Annotated in this window: 11 protein-coding genes; 7 read left to right on the forward strand and 4 right to left on the reverse strand. The window is 66.7% G+C overall.

All coding sequences use genetic code 11. The features are described from left to right. Nucleotides 1-132 precede the first annotated feature (132 nt). Nucleotides 133-1,779 (forward strand): 2-isopropylmalate synthase, encoded by a 1,647-nt coding sequence (gene leuA / locus BTE28158_RS01380; protein ID WP_124902031.1) that lies wholly within the window; start codon nt 133-135, stop codon nt 1,777-1,779. A 145-nt stretch (nt 1,780-1,924) separates the two neighbouring features. On the opposite strand, the gene BTE28158_RS01385 is transcribed toward leuA, so the two are convergent. Together BTE28158_RS01385 and BTE28158_RS01390 are read right to left on the reverse strand one after the other, a co-directional pair. Continuing rightward, the gene (locus tag BTE28158_RS01385) at nt 1,925-2,308 is read right to left on the reverse strand and encodes a nuclear transport factor 2 family protein (protein ID WP_059464474.1); all 384 of its coding nucleotides are present in this window, start codon (nt 2,306-2,308) and stop codon (nt 1,925-1,927) included. A 45-nt stretch (nt 2,309-2,353) separates the two neighbouring features. Next, a complete protein-coding gene (locus BTE28158_RS01390) occupies nt 2,354-2,923 on the reverse strand; it encodes an acyloxyacyl hydrolase (RefSeq protein WP_124626314.1) in 570 nt (189 codons plus the stop codon). 361 nt (nt 2,924-3,284) lie between these two features. Here BTE28158_RS01390 and rpoH point away from each other — a divergent pair, with 361 nt between their 5' ends. The 6 genes from rpoH to BTE28158_RS01420 all read left to right on the forward strand — a co-directional run bounded on the left by rpoH (nt 3,285) and on the right by BTE28158_RS01420 (nt 10,784). Beyond that, a complete protein-coding gene (gene rpoH, locus BTE28158_RS01395; RefSeq protein WP_059541288.1) occupies nt 3,285-4,220 on the forward strand; it encodes an RNA polymerase sigma factor RpoH in 936 nt (311 codons plus the stop codon). Between the two features lie 327 nt (nt 4,221-4,547). Beyond that, nucleotides 4,548-4,829 carry a cytochrome oxidase putative small subunit CydP gene (gene cydP, locus BTE28158_RS01400; RefSeq protein WP_151048312.1) on the forward strand — a complete coding sequence of 94 codons (282 nt, stop codon included), beginning with the start codon at nt 4,548-4,550 and terminating at the stop codon, nt 4,827-4,829. Beyond that, entirely contained in the window at nt 4,816-6,396 is a 1,581-nt protein-coding gene (locus BTE28158_RS01405) for a cytochrome ubiquinol oxidase subunit I (protein ID WP_124626318.1), read from the forward strand. Before cydP ends, BTE28158_RS01405 begins: the two co-directional genes overlap by 14 nt. A gap of 31 nt (nt 6,397-6,427) precedes the next feature. Beyond that, nucleotides 6,428-7,564, forward strand: coding sequence for a cytochrome d ubiquinol oxidase subunit II (gene cydB, locus BTE28158_RS01410; RefSeq protein WP_151048313.1), 1,137 nt, complete (start codon nt 6,428-6,430; stop codon nt 7,562-7,564). Between the two features lie 54 nt (nt 7,565-7,618). Further along, nucleotides 7,619-7,741 carry a cytochrome bd-I oxidase subunit CydX gene (cydX, locus tag BTE28158_RS01415; RefSeq protein ID WP_059598852.1) on the forward strand — a complete coding sequence of 41 codons (123 nt, stop codon included), beginning with the start codon at nt 7,619-7,621 and terminating at the stop codon, nt 7,739-7,741. Between the two features lie 553 nt (nt 7,742-8,294). Further along, nucleotides 8,295-10,784 (forward strand): beta-N-acetylhexosaminidase, encoded by a 2,490-nt coding sequence (locus BTE28158_RS01420; protein ID WP_174919622.1) that lies wholly within the window; start codon nt 8,295-8,297, stop codon nt 10,782-10,784. A gap of 190 nt (nt 10,785-10,974) precedes the next feature. Here the strand turns inward: BTE28158_RS01420 and nagE are convergent, their stop codons facing one another. Both nagE and ptsP read right to left on the reverse strand, forming a co-directional pair. Beyond that, nucleotides 10,975-12,735, reverse strand: coding sequence for an N-acetylglucosamine-specific PTS transporter subunit IIBC (gene nagE / locus BTE28158_RS01425; protein WP_151052282.1), 1,761 nt, complete (start codon nt 12,733-12,735; stop codon nt 10,975-10,977). 86 nt (nt 12,736-12,821) lie between these two features. Next, nucleotides 12,822-15,404: a phosphoenolpyruvate--protein phosphotransferase gene (gene ptsP, locus BTE28158_RS01430; RefSeq protein WP_174919624.1), complete on the reverse strand. Its 2,583-nt coding sequence runs from the start codon at nt 15,402-15,404 to the stop codon at nt 12,822-12,824. Between the last annotated feature and the right edge of the window lie 15 nt (nt 15,405-15,419).

Here is a 15,419-nt window from a genome sequence, read left to right on the forward strand (position 1 = left end):
GTCTATCCGTCGGCCGATTCGCGAAGATCATCCGCATCCGCAGCGCGTTTCCGGCGCCACGGTGCGAGGCAGCGCCACCCGTCGCCCATGCCGCCCGTCTTCGCTCGCGACTTGAGACCCGAGGTCCAGAAGATGAAGCGCAACCCGCAAGACAAGTACCGTCCGTTCGAACCCGTCCGCATCAATGGCCGCCGCTGGCCGACCCGCACCATCGAGCGTGCGCCGGTCTGGATGAGCACCGACCTGCGCGACGGCAACCAGTCGCTGATCGAGCCGATGAGCATCGAACAGAAGCTGGAATTCTTCGACATGCTGGTCGCGATCGGTTTCAAGGAGATCGAAGTCGGTTTTCCGTCGGCGTCGCAAACCGATTTCGATTTCGTCCGCAAGCTGATCGACGATAAGCGCATTCCCGACGACGTGACGATCGAAGTGCTCGTGCAGTCGCGTGAAGACCTGATCGCGCGCACCTTCGACGCGCTCGAAGGCGTGCCGCGCGCGATCGTGCACCTGTACAACGCGATCTGCCCGTCGTTCCGGCGCATCGTGTTCGGGATGTCGAAGGACGACGTGAAGGCGCTCGCGGTCGAGGGCACGCGACTCATCAAGGAACACGCGGCGGCCCGCCCGGACACGCACTGGACCTACCAGTACTCACCGGAAACCTTCAGCATGACCGAGCTGACGTTCGCGCGCGAGGTGTGCGACGCGGTCGCGCAGGCGTGGCGTCCGACCCGCGATCACAAGATGATCGTCAACCTGCCGGCGACCGTCGAAGCCGCGAGCCCGAACGTGTTCGCCGACCAGATCGAGTGGATGGACCGCAACCTCGCGTATCGCGACAGCATCGTGCTGTCCGTGCATCCGCACAACGATCGCGGCACCGCGGTTGCGGCCGCGGAACTCGCGCTGCTCGCGGGCGCCGACCGCATCGAGGGCTGCCTGTTCGGCAATGGGGAGCGCACCGGCAACGTCGATCTCGTCACGCTCGCGCTGAACCTCTATACGCAGGGCATCGATCCGGGCCTCGATTTCTCCGACATCGACGCGGTGCGCCGTGTGGTCGAGCGCTGCAACCAGATTCCGGTGCATCCGCGCCATCCGTACGCAGGCGACCTCGTATTCACCGCGTTCTCGGGCTCGCACCAGGATGCGATCCGCAAGGGCTTCGCGCAGCAGCGCCCCGACGCGGTGTGGGAGGTGCCTTACCTGCCGATCGACCCGGCCGATCTGGGCCGCAGCTATGACGCGGTCATTCGCGTGAACAGCCAGTCCGGCAAGGGCGGCGCGACGTTCCTGCTCGAACGCGGGATGGGCTTCACGCCGACGCGGCGCGTGCAGATCGAATTCAGCCACGCGGTGCAGACACTCGCCGATGTCTCCGGCGAGGAAGTGACCGGCGACGCGATCTGCGCGCTGTTCGCCCGCGAATTCTTCGAGACCGACGGCCCGGCCGCGCGCCACGGCGACGCCGCACGCTGGCAGAACCGCGACATCGCGGGCGCACCGCCGGCCGACGCGACACCGGAAGAGGTCGTGCAACGAATGGCCGCGGCCTTCGCGACGGCGGCCGGCGCGACGGTCGACGTCGCCTCGTGCGAACACGCGCGCACGACGGACGGACGAATCGCGGTATCGGTCGGCTGCCGGGTCGGCGATGCGCCGCTGCGGCACGGCGTCGGAGTGCATGCCGATGCGACGAGCGCCGCGCTCGATGCGGTCGTCAGCGCGATCAACCGCTCGGCCTGGCAGTGCGCCGACCGCCGTGCGGCGGCCTGACCGGCAGGTTTTCGCTTCAGGGTTCAAACGTCAAGCGAGCGGTGCGTGACCGCCCGTGCTGCGCGCAATCCGCGCCGCACAGGCAATAAAAAGCGGCCCAGAAGGCCGCTTCGGTCGGGACACGAAAAAGGAGCGCCACGCGCGCTCATGTCTCGGTCGCGCACCGCGTCGCCTGCCACGCCAGCAGGCGCCACTGCCCCTGCTCATGGGTATGGACGGCGGTATAGGCGATCGGAAACACCAGCCCGCCGTTGTTCGTTTCCATCTCGATCAGAGCGCGCCCGGTGACGACGCAGGTTGCGTCACCGACGGGAAGCAGATCCTGCGACTGGATTTCGATCTGGCGATAGCGGCGGCGGCCGGCGACGATGGCGTCGATGAACTGCTGCTTGGTTTCGCGTTTGCCGTTGGTGTGCACGAAGAACACCTTGTCCGACAATTGCGCATCGAGCGCCTCGCCGTCCCCGTCGACCATCGCCCGGAACCGATCGCGCTCGAGTGCGCGAATCGCATCGACCACCTTCGCCATCGCCTGACTCCTCGGCAACGCGCCCGCCGTGCGCGGGCGTGCGGATCAGAAGTTGTACTGCACGTAGAACTGGTGGAAATTTATACCAGGATTCGGCTCTTTGATACCCGCGTTAGACACATGTTGAAAACGGTAGCCGAGCTGGTACTGTTGCCGTTCTCCGAACTGCGCGCCGACACCGGCGACGTCCACGAACTGGAACGACGTCGCCAGCGACAGTTTGTTGGAGATCGTCGGGGAAGTCAGGAAGCGGATGCCGGCGCCGGCCTCGATGAACGGACGTACCTGGCCCGCGCTCTTGATGAAGCGGAACATCGGCGTCGCGCCGAATTCACCGATGCTGCCATGAACATTGCCGCCCGTGTGCCAGTAGCCGGCGTGGCCTTCCATCACGAACGCGAAGTGCCAGCCGCCGATTTCCCACCAGTTCCAGCCCGGATCCCACACGACGCCGAGATCGGCCTTGTCGATCCCGTGGCGATCGGAAAACCCGCCGCCCGCCTGGATTCCCCATCGATCCGCGAACGCCGCACCCGATCCGCCCAGCAGCGACGCCGCCAGCAGCGCATGCAGCGCAAGCCGGCTACGGGGCCGGCAATTCTTCTTATTGTTCATCAGACACTCCAACATTGTGGATTGAATGGAGCCTTGCCGCAGCGGCCGGGCCCGAGCGAACTGAATGGTATGGTAAAGGACTTTTCGGATCGGCATCACGAAGCGAAATTGTTTGCTTCCAAAACTACAAAAATCGAAACCGTCTACTGATTACTATCAGAAACAACAACTTACGGAACTTCCTCCGGTCAGCCTTGTCGCAAATTAGACTATCGATTCGACAAGTTCGATAGAGAATCGGGAACTCGGATGCCCCCGTCCCCTCTAAGGAATTAGCACTCAGATTACGGGAGTGCTAAGATGAGCCTCGGAATCTCATCCGAGACCAGGGGTTTGTCCCTGATTCCAAAGGAGTTTTTTAGTGAGCTACGCCCTGACCCTTCCGAACACCCTGAGCCCGACGCCGGCCAAGGCCGAATCGGCAGGCTCGCTGGCGCTCGCAACTCAATCGATGTTGCCGGGCCAGCTTGGCAACATCGACGCGTACATCCAGGCCGTCAACCGGATCCCGCTCCTGACCGCCGAAGAGGAACGCCAGTACGCGACCGAATTCCGCGAAGACAACAACCTCGACTCGGCACGCCGCCTCGTGCTGTCGCACCTGCGGCTTGTCGTGTCGATCGCGCGCAACTACCTCGGCTACGGCCTGCCGCACGGCGACCTGATCCAGGAAGGCAATATCGGCCTGATGAAGGCTGTGAAACGTTTCGACCCGGCGCAAAACGTGCGCCTGGTGTCGTATGCGATCCACTGGATCAAGGCCGAGATCCACGAGTACATCCTGCGCAACTGGCGGATGGTGAAGGTCGCGACGACGAAGGCGCAGCGCAAGCTGTTCTTCAACCTGCGCAGCCACAAGAAGAGCATGCAGGCGATGACGCCCGAGGAAATCGACGGCCTCGCGCAAGAGCTCAACGTCAAGCGCGAAGACGTGACCGAGATGGAAACCCGTCTGTCGGGCGGCGACATCGCGCTCGAGGGCCAAGTGGAAGATGGCGAGGAGTCGTACGCACCGATCGCCTACCTGGCCGATTCGCACAACGAGCCGACCGCCGTGCTCGCCGCGCGTCAGCGCGACATGCTGCAGACGGACGGCATCGCGCAGGCGCTCGAGGCGCTCGACGCGCGCAGCCGCCGGATCATCGAGGCGCGCTGGCTGAACGTCGACGACGACGGCTCGGGCGGCTCGACACTGCACGATCTCGCGGCCGAGTTCGGTGTGTCGGCGGAACGCATCCGCCAGATCGAAGCGAGCGCCATGAAAAAGATGCGCACGGCACTCGCCGAATACGCCTGACTCCCGATTTAGAGCGCTTCACCCAAAACCGCTGCCCGCCCGGCAGCGGTTTTTTTTCGTCTGTTATTTCGCCTCGATCACGCCGCGTTAATCGACCGTATTGATCGGGTATCGGGCAAATTCCGGCCCCTTCCGCATAACCTTGATCTACCTCAAGTTTTGACATGCGCTTCGCGACGGTCTGCCGCAGCGCAGCACTCGGCATCGGAAAGCCGGCATTTTAAAATTGGCATGTCGGCTTAAAAGGATTAAAACAGCTTAACCGCCGTCATAAATCCGACGTAGAGTCGCCCCCAAACCCACGTAAATCGATTCAGGATAATCACCTTGATCTCGATCAATAAAGAGCCTGCGCCGCCTCCCCCGCAGGCCACCGGCACGCTCGGCTGGCGCGCGCGCATCGCCGCGTGGGCTCGCGGGCCAACCCTCGCCCGCGACATCACCCTGGTGTTGATCGTCAAGCTGATCCTTTTGACGTCGCTCAAATACGCATTCTTCAATCATCCGCAGGCTGAGCACATGTCGCTTCCGCCTGCCGCCGTCGCCGAGAAGTTGCTCTCGGTACCGGCGCCCGCATCTACCGAGGGAGACCACCATGATAAGCAGTGAAGTCGTCGATCTGTCACGTCTGCAGTTCGGCATCACGGCGCTCTACCACTTCCTGTTCGTGCCGCTGACGCTCGGCCTGTCCTGGCTGCTCGTCATCATGGAAGCCGTCTACGTGATGACCGGCAAACAGGTCTACAAGGACATGACCCAGTTCTGGGGCAAGTTGTTCGGGATCAACTTCGCGATGGGCGTGACGACCGGCATCACGCTCGAATTCCAGTTCGGCACGAACTGGTCGTACTACTCGCACTACGTCGGCGACATCTTCGGCGTGCCGCTCGCGGTCGAAGGGCTGATGGCGTTCTTCCTCGAATCGACGTTCGTCGGCCTGTTCTTCTTCGGCTGGAACCGCCTGTCGAAGGTCAAGCACCTGATGGTCACGTTCCTCGTCGCGCTGGGCTCGAACCTGTCCGCACTGTGGATCCTCGTCGCGAACGGCTGGATGAACAACCCGGTCGGCGCCGAGTTCAACTATCAGACGATGCGCATGGAGCTGACGAACCTGTTCGACGTGCTGTTCAACCCGGTCGCGCAGGTGAAATTCGTGCACACGGTGTCGGCCGGCTACGTGACGGCTGCGATGTTCGTGCTCGGCATCTCGTCGTGGTACCTGCTGAAAAAGCGCGACACCGATTTCGCGCTGCGCTCGTTCGCGGTCGCGGCCGGCTTCGGCCTCGCGTCGACGCTTTGCGTGATCGTGCTCGGCGACGAGTCGGGCTACACGACCGGCGAAGTGCAGAAGATGAAGCTCGCCGCGATCGAGTCCGAATGGGAAACGCAGCCGGCACCCGCATCGTTCACGCTGATCGGCCTTCCGAACCAGGAAGAACAGCGTACCGACTACGCAATCAAGATTCCGTACGCGCTCGGCCTGATCGCGACGCGCTCGGTCGACGAACCCGTGGTCGGCCTGCGCGAACTCGCGAAGCACAGCGAGGAGCACATCCAGAGCGGGATGGTCGCGTACGGCGCGCTGCAGAAGATGAAGGAAGGCGACACGAGCGCGGCCACGCGCGAACTGTTCGACCAGCACAAGCAGTATCTCGGCTACGGGCTGATGCTCAAGCAGTTCACGCCGAACGTGGTCGATGCGACGCCCGAGCAGATCAAAGCCGCCGCGAAGAAGACGATCCCGCCGGTCGCGCCCGTGTTCTTCTCGTTCCGGATCATGGTGTTCCTCGGTTTCCTGTTCCTCGCGACCTTCGTCGCCGCGTTCTGGTTCTGCGCGCGCCGCCAGCTGCTGCAGGACAACCGCCGCTGGTTCCTGCGCTATGCGGTGTGGGCGATTCCGCTGCCGTGGCTCGCCGCGGAATTCGGCTGGGTCGTCGCCGAGCTCGGCCGCCAGCCCTGGACGATCGCGGGCATCCTGCCGACGCATCTGTCCGCGTCGAGCCTCACGCCCTCGGACCTGTACCTGAGCCTCGCCGGTTTCATCGCGTTCTACACGGCGCTGTTCATCATCGAGATCAAACTGATGTTCAAGTACGCACGCCTCGGCCCGTCGTCGCTGCATACCGGCCGCTATCACCACGAACTCGCCGCGGCCAGCGAGCGCGCTCCGGCCTGAGCACGCACCTGAAACGGAACAAGGAATCGCTATGGACTATGCAACTCTCAAGCTGATCTGGTGGCTGCTCGTCGGCGTGCTGCTGATCGGCTTCGCCGTCACCGACGGCTTCGACATGGGCGCGACCGCGCTGCTGCCGTTCCTCGGCAAGACCGACGAGGAGCGCCGCATCATCGTCAACACGGTCGGCGCGACGTGGGAAGGCAACCAGGTGTGGCTGATCACGGCCGGCGGCGCGATGTTCGCCGCCTGGCCGCTCGTCTATGCCGCGTCGTTCTCCGGCTTCTACTTCGCAATGCTGCTCGTGCTGTTCGCGCTGTTCTTCCGGCCGGTCGGCTTCGACTATCGCAGCAAGCGGCCCGACCCGCGCTGGCGCGCGGGCTGGGACTGGGGCCTGTTCGTCGGCGGCTTCGTGCCGGCGCTGGTGTTCGGCGTCGCGTTCGGCAACCTCCTGCAGGGCGTGCCGTTCAAGTTCGACAGCGACCTGCGCGTAACCTACTACGGCGGCTTCTGGGCGTTGCTGAACCCGTTCGCTCTGCTCTGCGGGCTCGTCAGCCTCACGATGCTGGTCGCGCACGGCGCCGCGTTCATCAAGATGAAGACCGACGGCGTGATTGCACGCCGCGCATCGGTCGCGCTGCGCGTGTCGGCGCTCCTCGCGGTCGTGCTGTTCGTGCTGGCCGGCGTGCTGATCGCGTCGACCATCGGCGGCTTCCACATCACGCACGCCGCGCCGACCGACACGGTCGCGAACCCGCTGCTCAAGGACGTCGCCGCCGGCTCGGGCCTGTGGCTCGCGAATTACGGCGAGTATCCGTGGATGATCGCGGCACCCGTGGTCGGGATCGCGGGCGGCCTGCTCGCGCTGCTGCTCGCCGGCTCGAAGCAGGAAAAGACGGCGTTCTTCTGCACCGGCCTGATGATCGCCGGCGTGATCCTGACCGCAGGCTTCTCGATGTTCCCGTTCATCATGCCGTCGTCGCTCGACCCGCGCAGCAGCCTGACCGTGTGGGATTCGACGTCGAGCCACAAGACGCTGCAGGTGATGCTGTTCGCGGTGATCGTGTTCCTGCCGATCATCCTGCTTTACACGAGCTGGGTGTACCGCGTGATGCGCGGCAAGGTCACGCATCAGTCGCTCGAAGAGAACAAGCACTCGATGTATTGAACCCGGCCGGGGCGCCTGCGCGCCCTCGCCCACCGTTTCGCAAGGAGTCGGATCATGTGGTATTTCAGCTGGATTCTCGGTATCGGCGTCGCGCTGTCGTTCGGCATCGTCAACGCGATGTGGCTCGAAGTGCGGCAGAAGCCGCAGGAAGCGCCGGTGCGCGCGCGTCGCGACTGATCGCGCGCGGGAGGCGCACCGCCCCTCCCGTCCGGAACGAACCTCGCGTCACGCGAGGTTTTTTTTCGTCCGTACCATCGGCGCACCCGCGATTCTTCGATGCCAATTTAGCGCCAGATTGATACCACTTGAATACCAATCAAAGGTTTCATAAGATCTTTGAACACGGCCGCCGACAGGCCGAATCCATCGGGTGGGGGAGACATGCGAATCCCGTGTCTGGCGCGCGCCTGCGTGCCGAGTTGCCATGCGTATGCGGCAGCGTCTGCCGTTGCGATCATGCGCGGCCGGTCGAACGCGGCCTGCTGCGGCCGCATCGTTGCCGCGGCGTTTACCGTGCGCCGCCGATGAGCACCCTTATGCCGCCCCGCCGATCCGATCGGCACGCGTGCCCGCCTCCCGTTCCGTAACGCACGCCCCTGCGTGCCGAATGCGCGCGGTGCAGCCGCATCGCCCCGTGCGCGGGTATCTCCCGCAGCTCCATTGAAAGACCCCGATCGCAGCGACGTCGTCCCACGACGCCGCTACGCCTACTTTTTTCTCAGGAGTTCGAATGAAGCACACCTTGCCATCCTTCGTTGCCGGCCTGTTCATCGCAGCGCTGCCGCCTGCCGCGATCGGCGCGCAGCCGACACCGACCGCCGCCGTCGCCGTCGCGACTGCCGGCATCGCACAACCGGCCGCGCAAGCGGCCAGTCTCGCGACGCTTCTGTCGAACGACCTCGCGCTGCGCGTCGCCGTCGACAACAACCACGCGGCCGCGGCCGGCGTGCCGTGCGCCGATCTCGGCGCCGACGGCGCGGCCTGCGCGACCGGCCGCCTGATCCTGCAGAACCGCGGCCACCAGACGATCGCCGACGGCGGCTGGAAGCTGTACCTGCACAGCATCCGACGCCTGCTGCGAATCGATCGTCCGGGCTTCGCGTTGCGGCGGCTCACCGGCGACCTGTACGAGCTGACGCCGCAGCCGGGCTCGGTGCGGCTTGCGCCCGGCGAACGCATCGAACTGCCGTTCGTCGCCGAATACTGGCTGCTGCGCTACAGCGACGTGATTCCGCGCCCGTACGTCGTCGTCGACGGCGCACCGCCCGCCGTGCTCCGCTACAACGACACCGACGACGAGCTCCGCTATGTCGAATCGCTGCCGGCCGACGCGCAAAATAATTCGACCGGCAACGCGCCGCCCGTGGCGGCACGCCCCGACGCGAGCCGCGCGCTGCCGAGCGTGAAGCGCGAACAGCGGCTGCCCGGCACGCTCGACCTGCGCGGCATCGAGCTCGCGCTGCCGGACCTGCCGGACGTGCAGGTCGCGGCGCTGCGCGAACGTGCGACGACACTCGGGCTCGACGGCGCGCGCGTGCCGGTCCGCGGTGCCGTCGCACCGCGCCGGCTGCCGGCCGACATTGCGGTGCCGGGCGGGTACCGGCTCGCGATCGGGCCGCGCGGCGTGCTGATCGAAGGCTACGATCGCGCGGGCCTCTACTACGGCGTGCAGACGCTCTACTCGCTCGCGCCCGCCGGCGGCGGCCCGATCCCGGCGATGCTCGTCGAGGATGCGCCGCGCTTCACGCATCGCGGGATGCACGTCGACCTGGCGCGCAACTTCAAGCACCCGGCGACGCTGCGCCGCCTGATCGACCAGATGAGCGCGTACAAGCTCAACCGCCTGCACCTGCATCTGTCCGACGACGAGGGTTGGCGTATCGAGATTCCCGGCCTGCCGGAGCTGACCGAAATCGGCTCACGCCGCTGTCACGACCCGAGCGAGACACGCTGCCTGCTGCCGCAACTCGGCTCGGGCCCCGACAACCGCTCGGGCGGCGGCTACCTGACGCGCGACGACTACGTGGCGCTCGTGCGCTACGCAGCTGCCCGCTTCGTCACGATCATCCCCGAGATCGACATGCCCGCGCATGCGCGTGCGGCCGTCGTGACGATGGAGGCGCGCTACCGCCGGCTGCATGCGGCCGGCCGCGAGCAGGAAGCGAATGCGTACCGGCTGCTCGATCCGCAGGACACGACGAACCTGACGACGGTGCAGTTCTACGACCGGCGCAGCGACCTGAACCCGTGCGTGCCGGGCGCGCTCAATTTCGCATCGAAGGTGATCCGCGAGATCGCGGCGATGCATGCGGACGCGCAGGCGCCGCTGCACACCTGGCACTACGGCGGCGACGAGGCGAAGAACATTTTCCTCGGCGCGGGCTTCCAGCCGCTGAACGGCACCGACCCGAACAAGGGGCGCATCGATGTCGCCGCGCAGGACAAACCGTGGGCGCGTTCGCCCGCGTGCACGGCGCTGCTCCAGCGCGGCGAGATCAAGTCGATCGACGAGTTGCCGACGCGTTTCGCGAAACAGGTGAGCGCGGCGGTCGACGCGAACGGAATCGACACGATGGCCGCGTGGCAGGACGGCATCAAGCATGCGAACGGGCCGCAGGACTTCAGCACGCGATACGTGATGGTGTCGCTGTGGGACACGATCTTCTGGGGCGCATCGGACAGCGCGCGCGATCTGAGCGGCAAGGGCTACCTGACGGTGCTCGCGCTGCCCGACTACCTGTACTTCGACTTCCCGTACACGCTCAACCCGCGCGAGCGCGGCTACTACTGGGGCTCGCACGCGACGGACGAGTACAAGGTGTTCTCGTTCGCGCCCGAGAACCTGCCGCAGAACGCCGAAGTGATGGGCGATCGTGACGGCAACGCGTTCGAGGTGACGGGCTCGGGCCCCGCGCCGCGCATCGAAGGCATGCAGGGGCAGGCGTGGGGCGAGGTGATGCGCAACGACACCTTCCTCGAATACATGGCCTATCCGCGGCTGCTCGCGCTCGCCGAGCGCGCGTGGCACCGGGCCGACTGGGAGCTGCCGTATGCGGCCGGCGTGCGCTTCAAGCGCGGCGACACGCATCACGTCGACCTGGCCGCGCTGCAGCGCGACTGGGCCGGCTTCGCGACGCTGCTCACGCAGCGCGAATTGCCGAAGCTCGACCGGGCCGGCATCGGCTACCGGAAGCCGACCTTCACGCTGACGAATCCGTGAACGGTGAAGCGGTTGAGCAACTGAGCGGTTGCTGATCCACGCAAACGGTGCGCGGTGCGGACGAATGCATCGCGCACACGCCCCGCCAAGAAAAAACGGCTTGCGACGTATCGCAAGCCGTTCTCGTTTTACCGACCGGCGGCCCGAACCCGCCACGCGGACCGGGCCTGCCTCATCGCATCATGCCGGATCAGGCCGGTTGCGGGGCCGCCCCGCCGCCCGTCGACGTCAGGCGCGCGCCGAGCTGTTCCGCGTAGCGTGCCGCCGCGTTGCCGCAGACGATGTGGAACGTGTCCGGCGACACCCATGCGACATCGAGCGCGCCGAGTCGAGCGCGATCGACCGCCGATGCGTCACGCACGACGACGCGCAGGCGCGTGGTCGCGATCGCGTCGAGCGAAGCGACGTTGGTCGCACCGCCGAACACCGCGAGCCAGCGCAGCGGATCGGGATCGAGCGGACCGGCCGCCGCACCCGTGACCGGCTGAGCTGCAGGGGCCGTAGCCGTCGCCGCCGCGATGGTCGCGCCGCTGCTGATCGCCGAGCGCATCTCGTCGGCAATGATGTCGGCCTCGGGCCCGATGATCACCTGCACGCTGTTGCCGCCGCGCTTGAGCACGCCGCGCGCGCCGATCGACTTCAGTTCCGGCTCCGACACCTTCTCCGGATCGACGACGGTCAGGCGCAGGCGCGTCGTGCATGCGTCGACGACCGTCAGGTTGCCGGCGCCGCCGAGCGCGGCGATGTAGCGCTGCGCACGCGGTGCCGCCGCCGCGCCAGCTGCCGGCGCGACGAAGCCGCCCGATGCGTACGACTCGGCCGCAGCGTCGGTCGAGGCCGGCTCGCGGCCCGGCGTCGCCATGTTGAACTTGCGGATGAAGAAGCGGAACAGTCCGTAATACGCGACGCCGTATGCGATACCGAGCGGCACCGCGATCCAGCCCTTCGTCGACAGCCCATAGTTCAGCACGTAGTCGATCGCGCCGGCCGAGAACGTGAAGCCGAGCTTCACGCCGAGGATCTGGCAGATCGCGAGCGACAGCCCCGTGAGCACCGCGTGGATCACGTACAGCACCGGCGCGAGGAACATGAAGCTGAATTCGATCGGCTCGGTCACACCGGTCAGGAACGACGTGAGCGCCATCGAGAACAGCAGGCCGCCGACCATCGCACGGCGCTCCTTCGGTGCTTCGTGCAGCATCGCGAGACACGCGGCCGGCAGGCCGAACATCATGATCGGGAAGAAGCCGGCCATGAAGGTGCCCGCGGTCGGATCGCCCGCGAAGAAGCGGTGCAGGTCGCCGTGCACGAGCTCGCCGCCGGCCGGCGGCGTGAAGTTGCCGAACACGAACCACGCGAGCGAATTGATGATGTGGTGCAGGCCCGTGACGAGCAGCAGGCGGTTCAGGAAGCCGAACACGAACGCACCGATCGCGCCCGCCGTCGTCAGCCACTGGCCGGCCGCGTCGATCGCATGCTGGACCGGCTGCCACACATACCCGAACACGATGCCGAGTACCACGCAGACCAGCCCCGTGATGATCGGCACGAACCGTTTCCCGCCGAAGAACGCGAGGTAGTCGGGCAGCTTGATGTCCTTGTAGCGGTTGTACAGCAAGCCCGCGACCACGCCCGCGATGATCCCGGACAGCACGCCCATGTTCAGCTTGGGATCGATATCCTTCATGATCGCGGTTTCGATCAGGTAACCGATCGCACCCGCGAGTGCCGCCACGCCGTTGTTGTCCTTCGCGAAACCGACCGCCACGCCGATTGCGAACAGCAGCGGCAGGTTGTCGAAGATCGCGCCGCCGGCGTCGGCGATCATCTTGATGTTGAACACGTCCGGCTGTCCGAGCCGCAGCAGGATGCCGGCGACCGGCAACACCGCGATCGGCAGCATCAGCGCCCGGCCCAGGCCCTGTATCTTCAGAAACGGATTCCCGTCCATTCAGTCCTCCAATCCTTGTCTCGTCATTAATCGTCGTTGACCTAATTGCTTGCGTCGTGAAACGCTCGCGCGCCCGCCGTCGACGTTCAGTCGAGCGGCCAGACCTCGCGGCTTGCTGCCCTTACCGCCTGTGCCGAGTCGAGTGCGAGCAGATCCTGCGCACGCTGGCGACACAACTGGTAATCGAGACGGCGCACACGCGCCTTGATGCCCGGCACCGACACCGGGTCGACCGACAGTTCGGTCACGCCGAGGCCGACGAGGATCGGTACCGCGAGCGGATCGCCGCCGAGCGCGCCGCACACGCCGACCCACTTGCCGTGCTTCGCCGCGCCGCGCACCGCGATGTCGATCAGGCGCAGCACGGCCGGATGCAGGCCGTCGGACTGCGCGGCCAGATCGGCCTGGCAGCGGTCCATCGCGAGCGTGTACTGCGTCAGGTCGTTGGTGCCGATCGACAGGAAATCCGCATGCTGCGCGAGCTGGTCGGCGAGCAGCGCCGCCGACGGCACCTCGATCATCACGCCGACTTCGATCGGCTCGGTACGGCCCTGCGCACGCGCGAATTCGTCGATACGCTTGCGCAGCCGCACGAGCTCGCCCGCATCCGTCACCATCGGCAGCAGGATCCGCACCGCGCCGAACGGCTTCACCGCGAGCAGGCCCTGCAGCTGATCGTCGAGCAGATCGGGGCGCACCTGCGCGAGGCGAATGCCGCGCAGGCCGAGCGCCGGGTTCGGTTCGGGCGGCAGCGTCAGGTAGTCGACTTCCTTGTCGGCGCCGACGTCGAGCGTGCGGATGATCGCGGTGCGGCCCTGCAGCGCGTCGACGATCGATTGGTAGCTGTGCTGGTGCTCGACGACGCTCGGCGCGGCCTGGCGATGGATGAACATCAGTTCGGTGCGCAACAGGCCGACCGCATCCGCGCCGTTGTCCACCGCGGTGTTCGCGTCGTCGAGCGTCGCGATGTTCGCGGCGATCTCGATGGCGCGGCCGTCGACGGTCGCGGCGGCGGCGCCGGCCAGTTGCCGGTTCGCTTCGCGCACGCCGTCCAGGCGCTGGCGTTCGTGGCGCGCGCGTTCGACGTCGAGCGCGGTCGGCGCGTGTTCGAGACGGCCCGCGCTCGCATCGACGACGACCTGCGTGCCGTCCGGAATCGCGTACAGCGCGTCGCCGACCGCGACGAGCGCCGGAATGCCGAGCTGGCGCGCGATGATCGCCGCATGCGACGTCGCGCCGCCGCGTGCCATCACGAGCGCGGTCACACGCTGGCGATCGAGCGACGACAGGTCCGACGGCGTGAATTCCTCGGCCGCGAGCACGGCCTCGTCGGGCAGCGTGCGCGTCGCGCCGCTCGTGTGGCCGAGCGCGCGCAGCACGCGCTTCTCGATATCGCGCAGGTCCGCCGCACGCTCGGCGAGCAGTGCGTCGTCGAGCTTCGACAGCGTGTCGATCTGCGTGCGGATCGTCGCGCGCCACGCGAAGCCCGCGCTCTTGCCGAGGCTGATCAGGTCGCGCGCCGCGTCGACCAGCGTCGGGTCCTCGAGCAGCACGCGATGCACCGCGAAGATCCCCGCCTCGCCGACCGCGCCGCGCGCCGAGGCGCTGCGCACCGTTTCGTCGAGTTCGGCGTCGACCGCCATCAGCGCCTGGTCGAGCCGGCGGCTTTCCGACGCGGGCGTGCCGGTCGCCTGCTCGGGCGGCACGATATCCGCATCGTCGAGACGCACCAGCGTGCCGACCGCAATGCCGGGCGCCGCGCACACGCCCGCGAGCGTGTTCGGATCGAGTGTTGCGCCGGTGTTGCGCACGATCGGCTGCGGTGCGGGCGACTTGAGCCGCGCCGGCGTTTCCTCGACCTCGCCGTGCGCTTCGCGCAGCAACTCGTGCTCGACCGCTTCGACGGCTTGCTGCGCGTGCGCACCGCGGCCGACCAGCTCGATCGTCGCGCCCTCGCCGGCGCCGAGGCCGAGCAGGCCGACCACGCTTGCGATCGGCGCCTTGCGACCGTCGAAATGCACTTCGACATGTGCGTCGAGCCCGCGCGCGGCTTCGCGCGCCCGCGCGGCCGGACGCGCATGCAGGCCACCGGGCTGCGTCAGCACGACCTTGCGGCGCACTTCGTTCATCGCCGCCGCGCCGGCCTGCGCCGCCTGCGCGGCGGCCTCGCCCTTGCCGCGCAGCGTCAGCAGCGGCGTCTCGCCGGCCGTCGCGATACCGCTCGCGCGCTCGACGACGTCGAACGCGTCGGAGTTCGCGATGGCGATCACGGAGACCAGCGAATGCGCGCTGCGTGCAACCACGTCCTGGTCGAACTCGATCAGCAGGTCGCCCGCCGCGACACGCGCGCCGGCTTCGACGCGCGCGGTGAAGCCCTGTCCGTTCAGCTCGACGGTGTCGATGCCGATGTGCAGCAGCACTTCCGCGCCTTGCGGCGTCGTGATCGTCACCGCATGGCCGGTGCGCGCGAGATGCGACACGATACCGGCGCACGGCGCGACGAGCCGGCCCGCGAGCGGATCGATGCCGATGCCGTCGCCGAACATCCCGCCGGAGAACACCGGATCGGGCACATCGGCCAGCGCGACGATCGGCCCGGTCAGCGGGGCAAGCAGGACGATCTGATCATGGGTGGAACTCTTCAACTGGGACTCCTCGGCGCGTCTCATCGGCTGTCTCGGCTA

It is taken from the genome of Burkholderia diffusa, assembly GCF_902499115.1.
Taxonomy (GTDB): Bacteria; Pseudomonadota; Gammaproteobacteria; order Burkholderiales; family Burkholderiaceae; genus Burkholderia; species Burkholderia diffusa.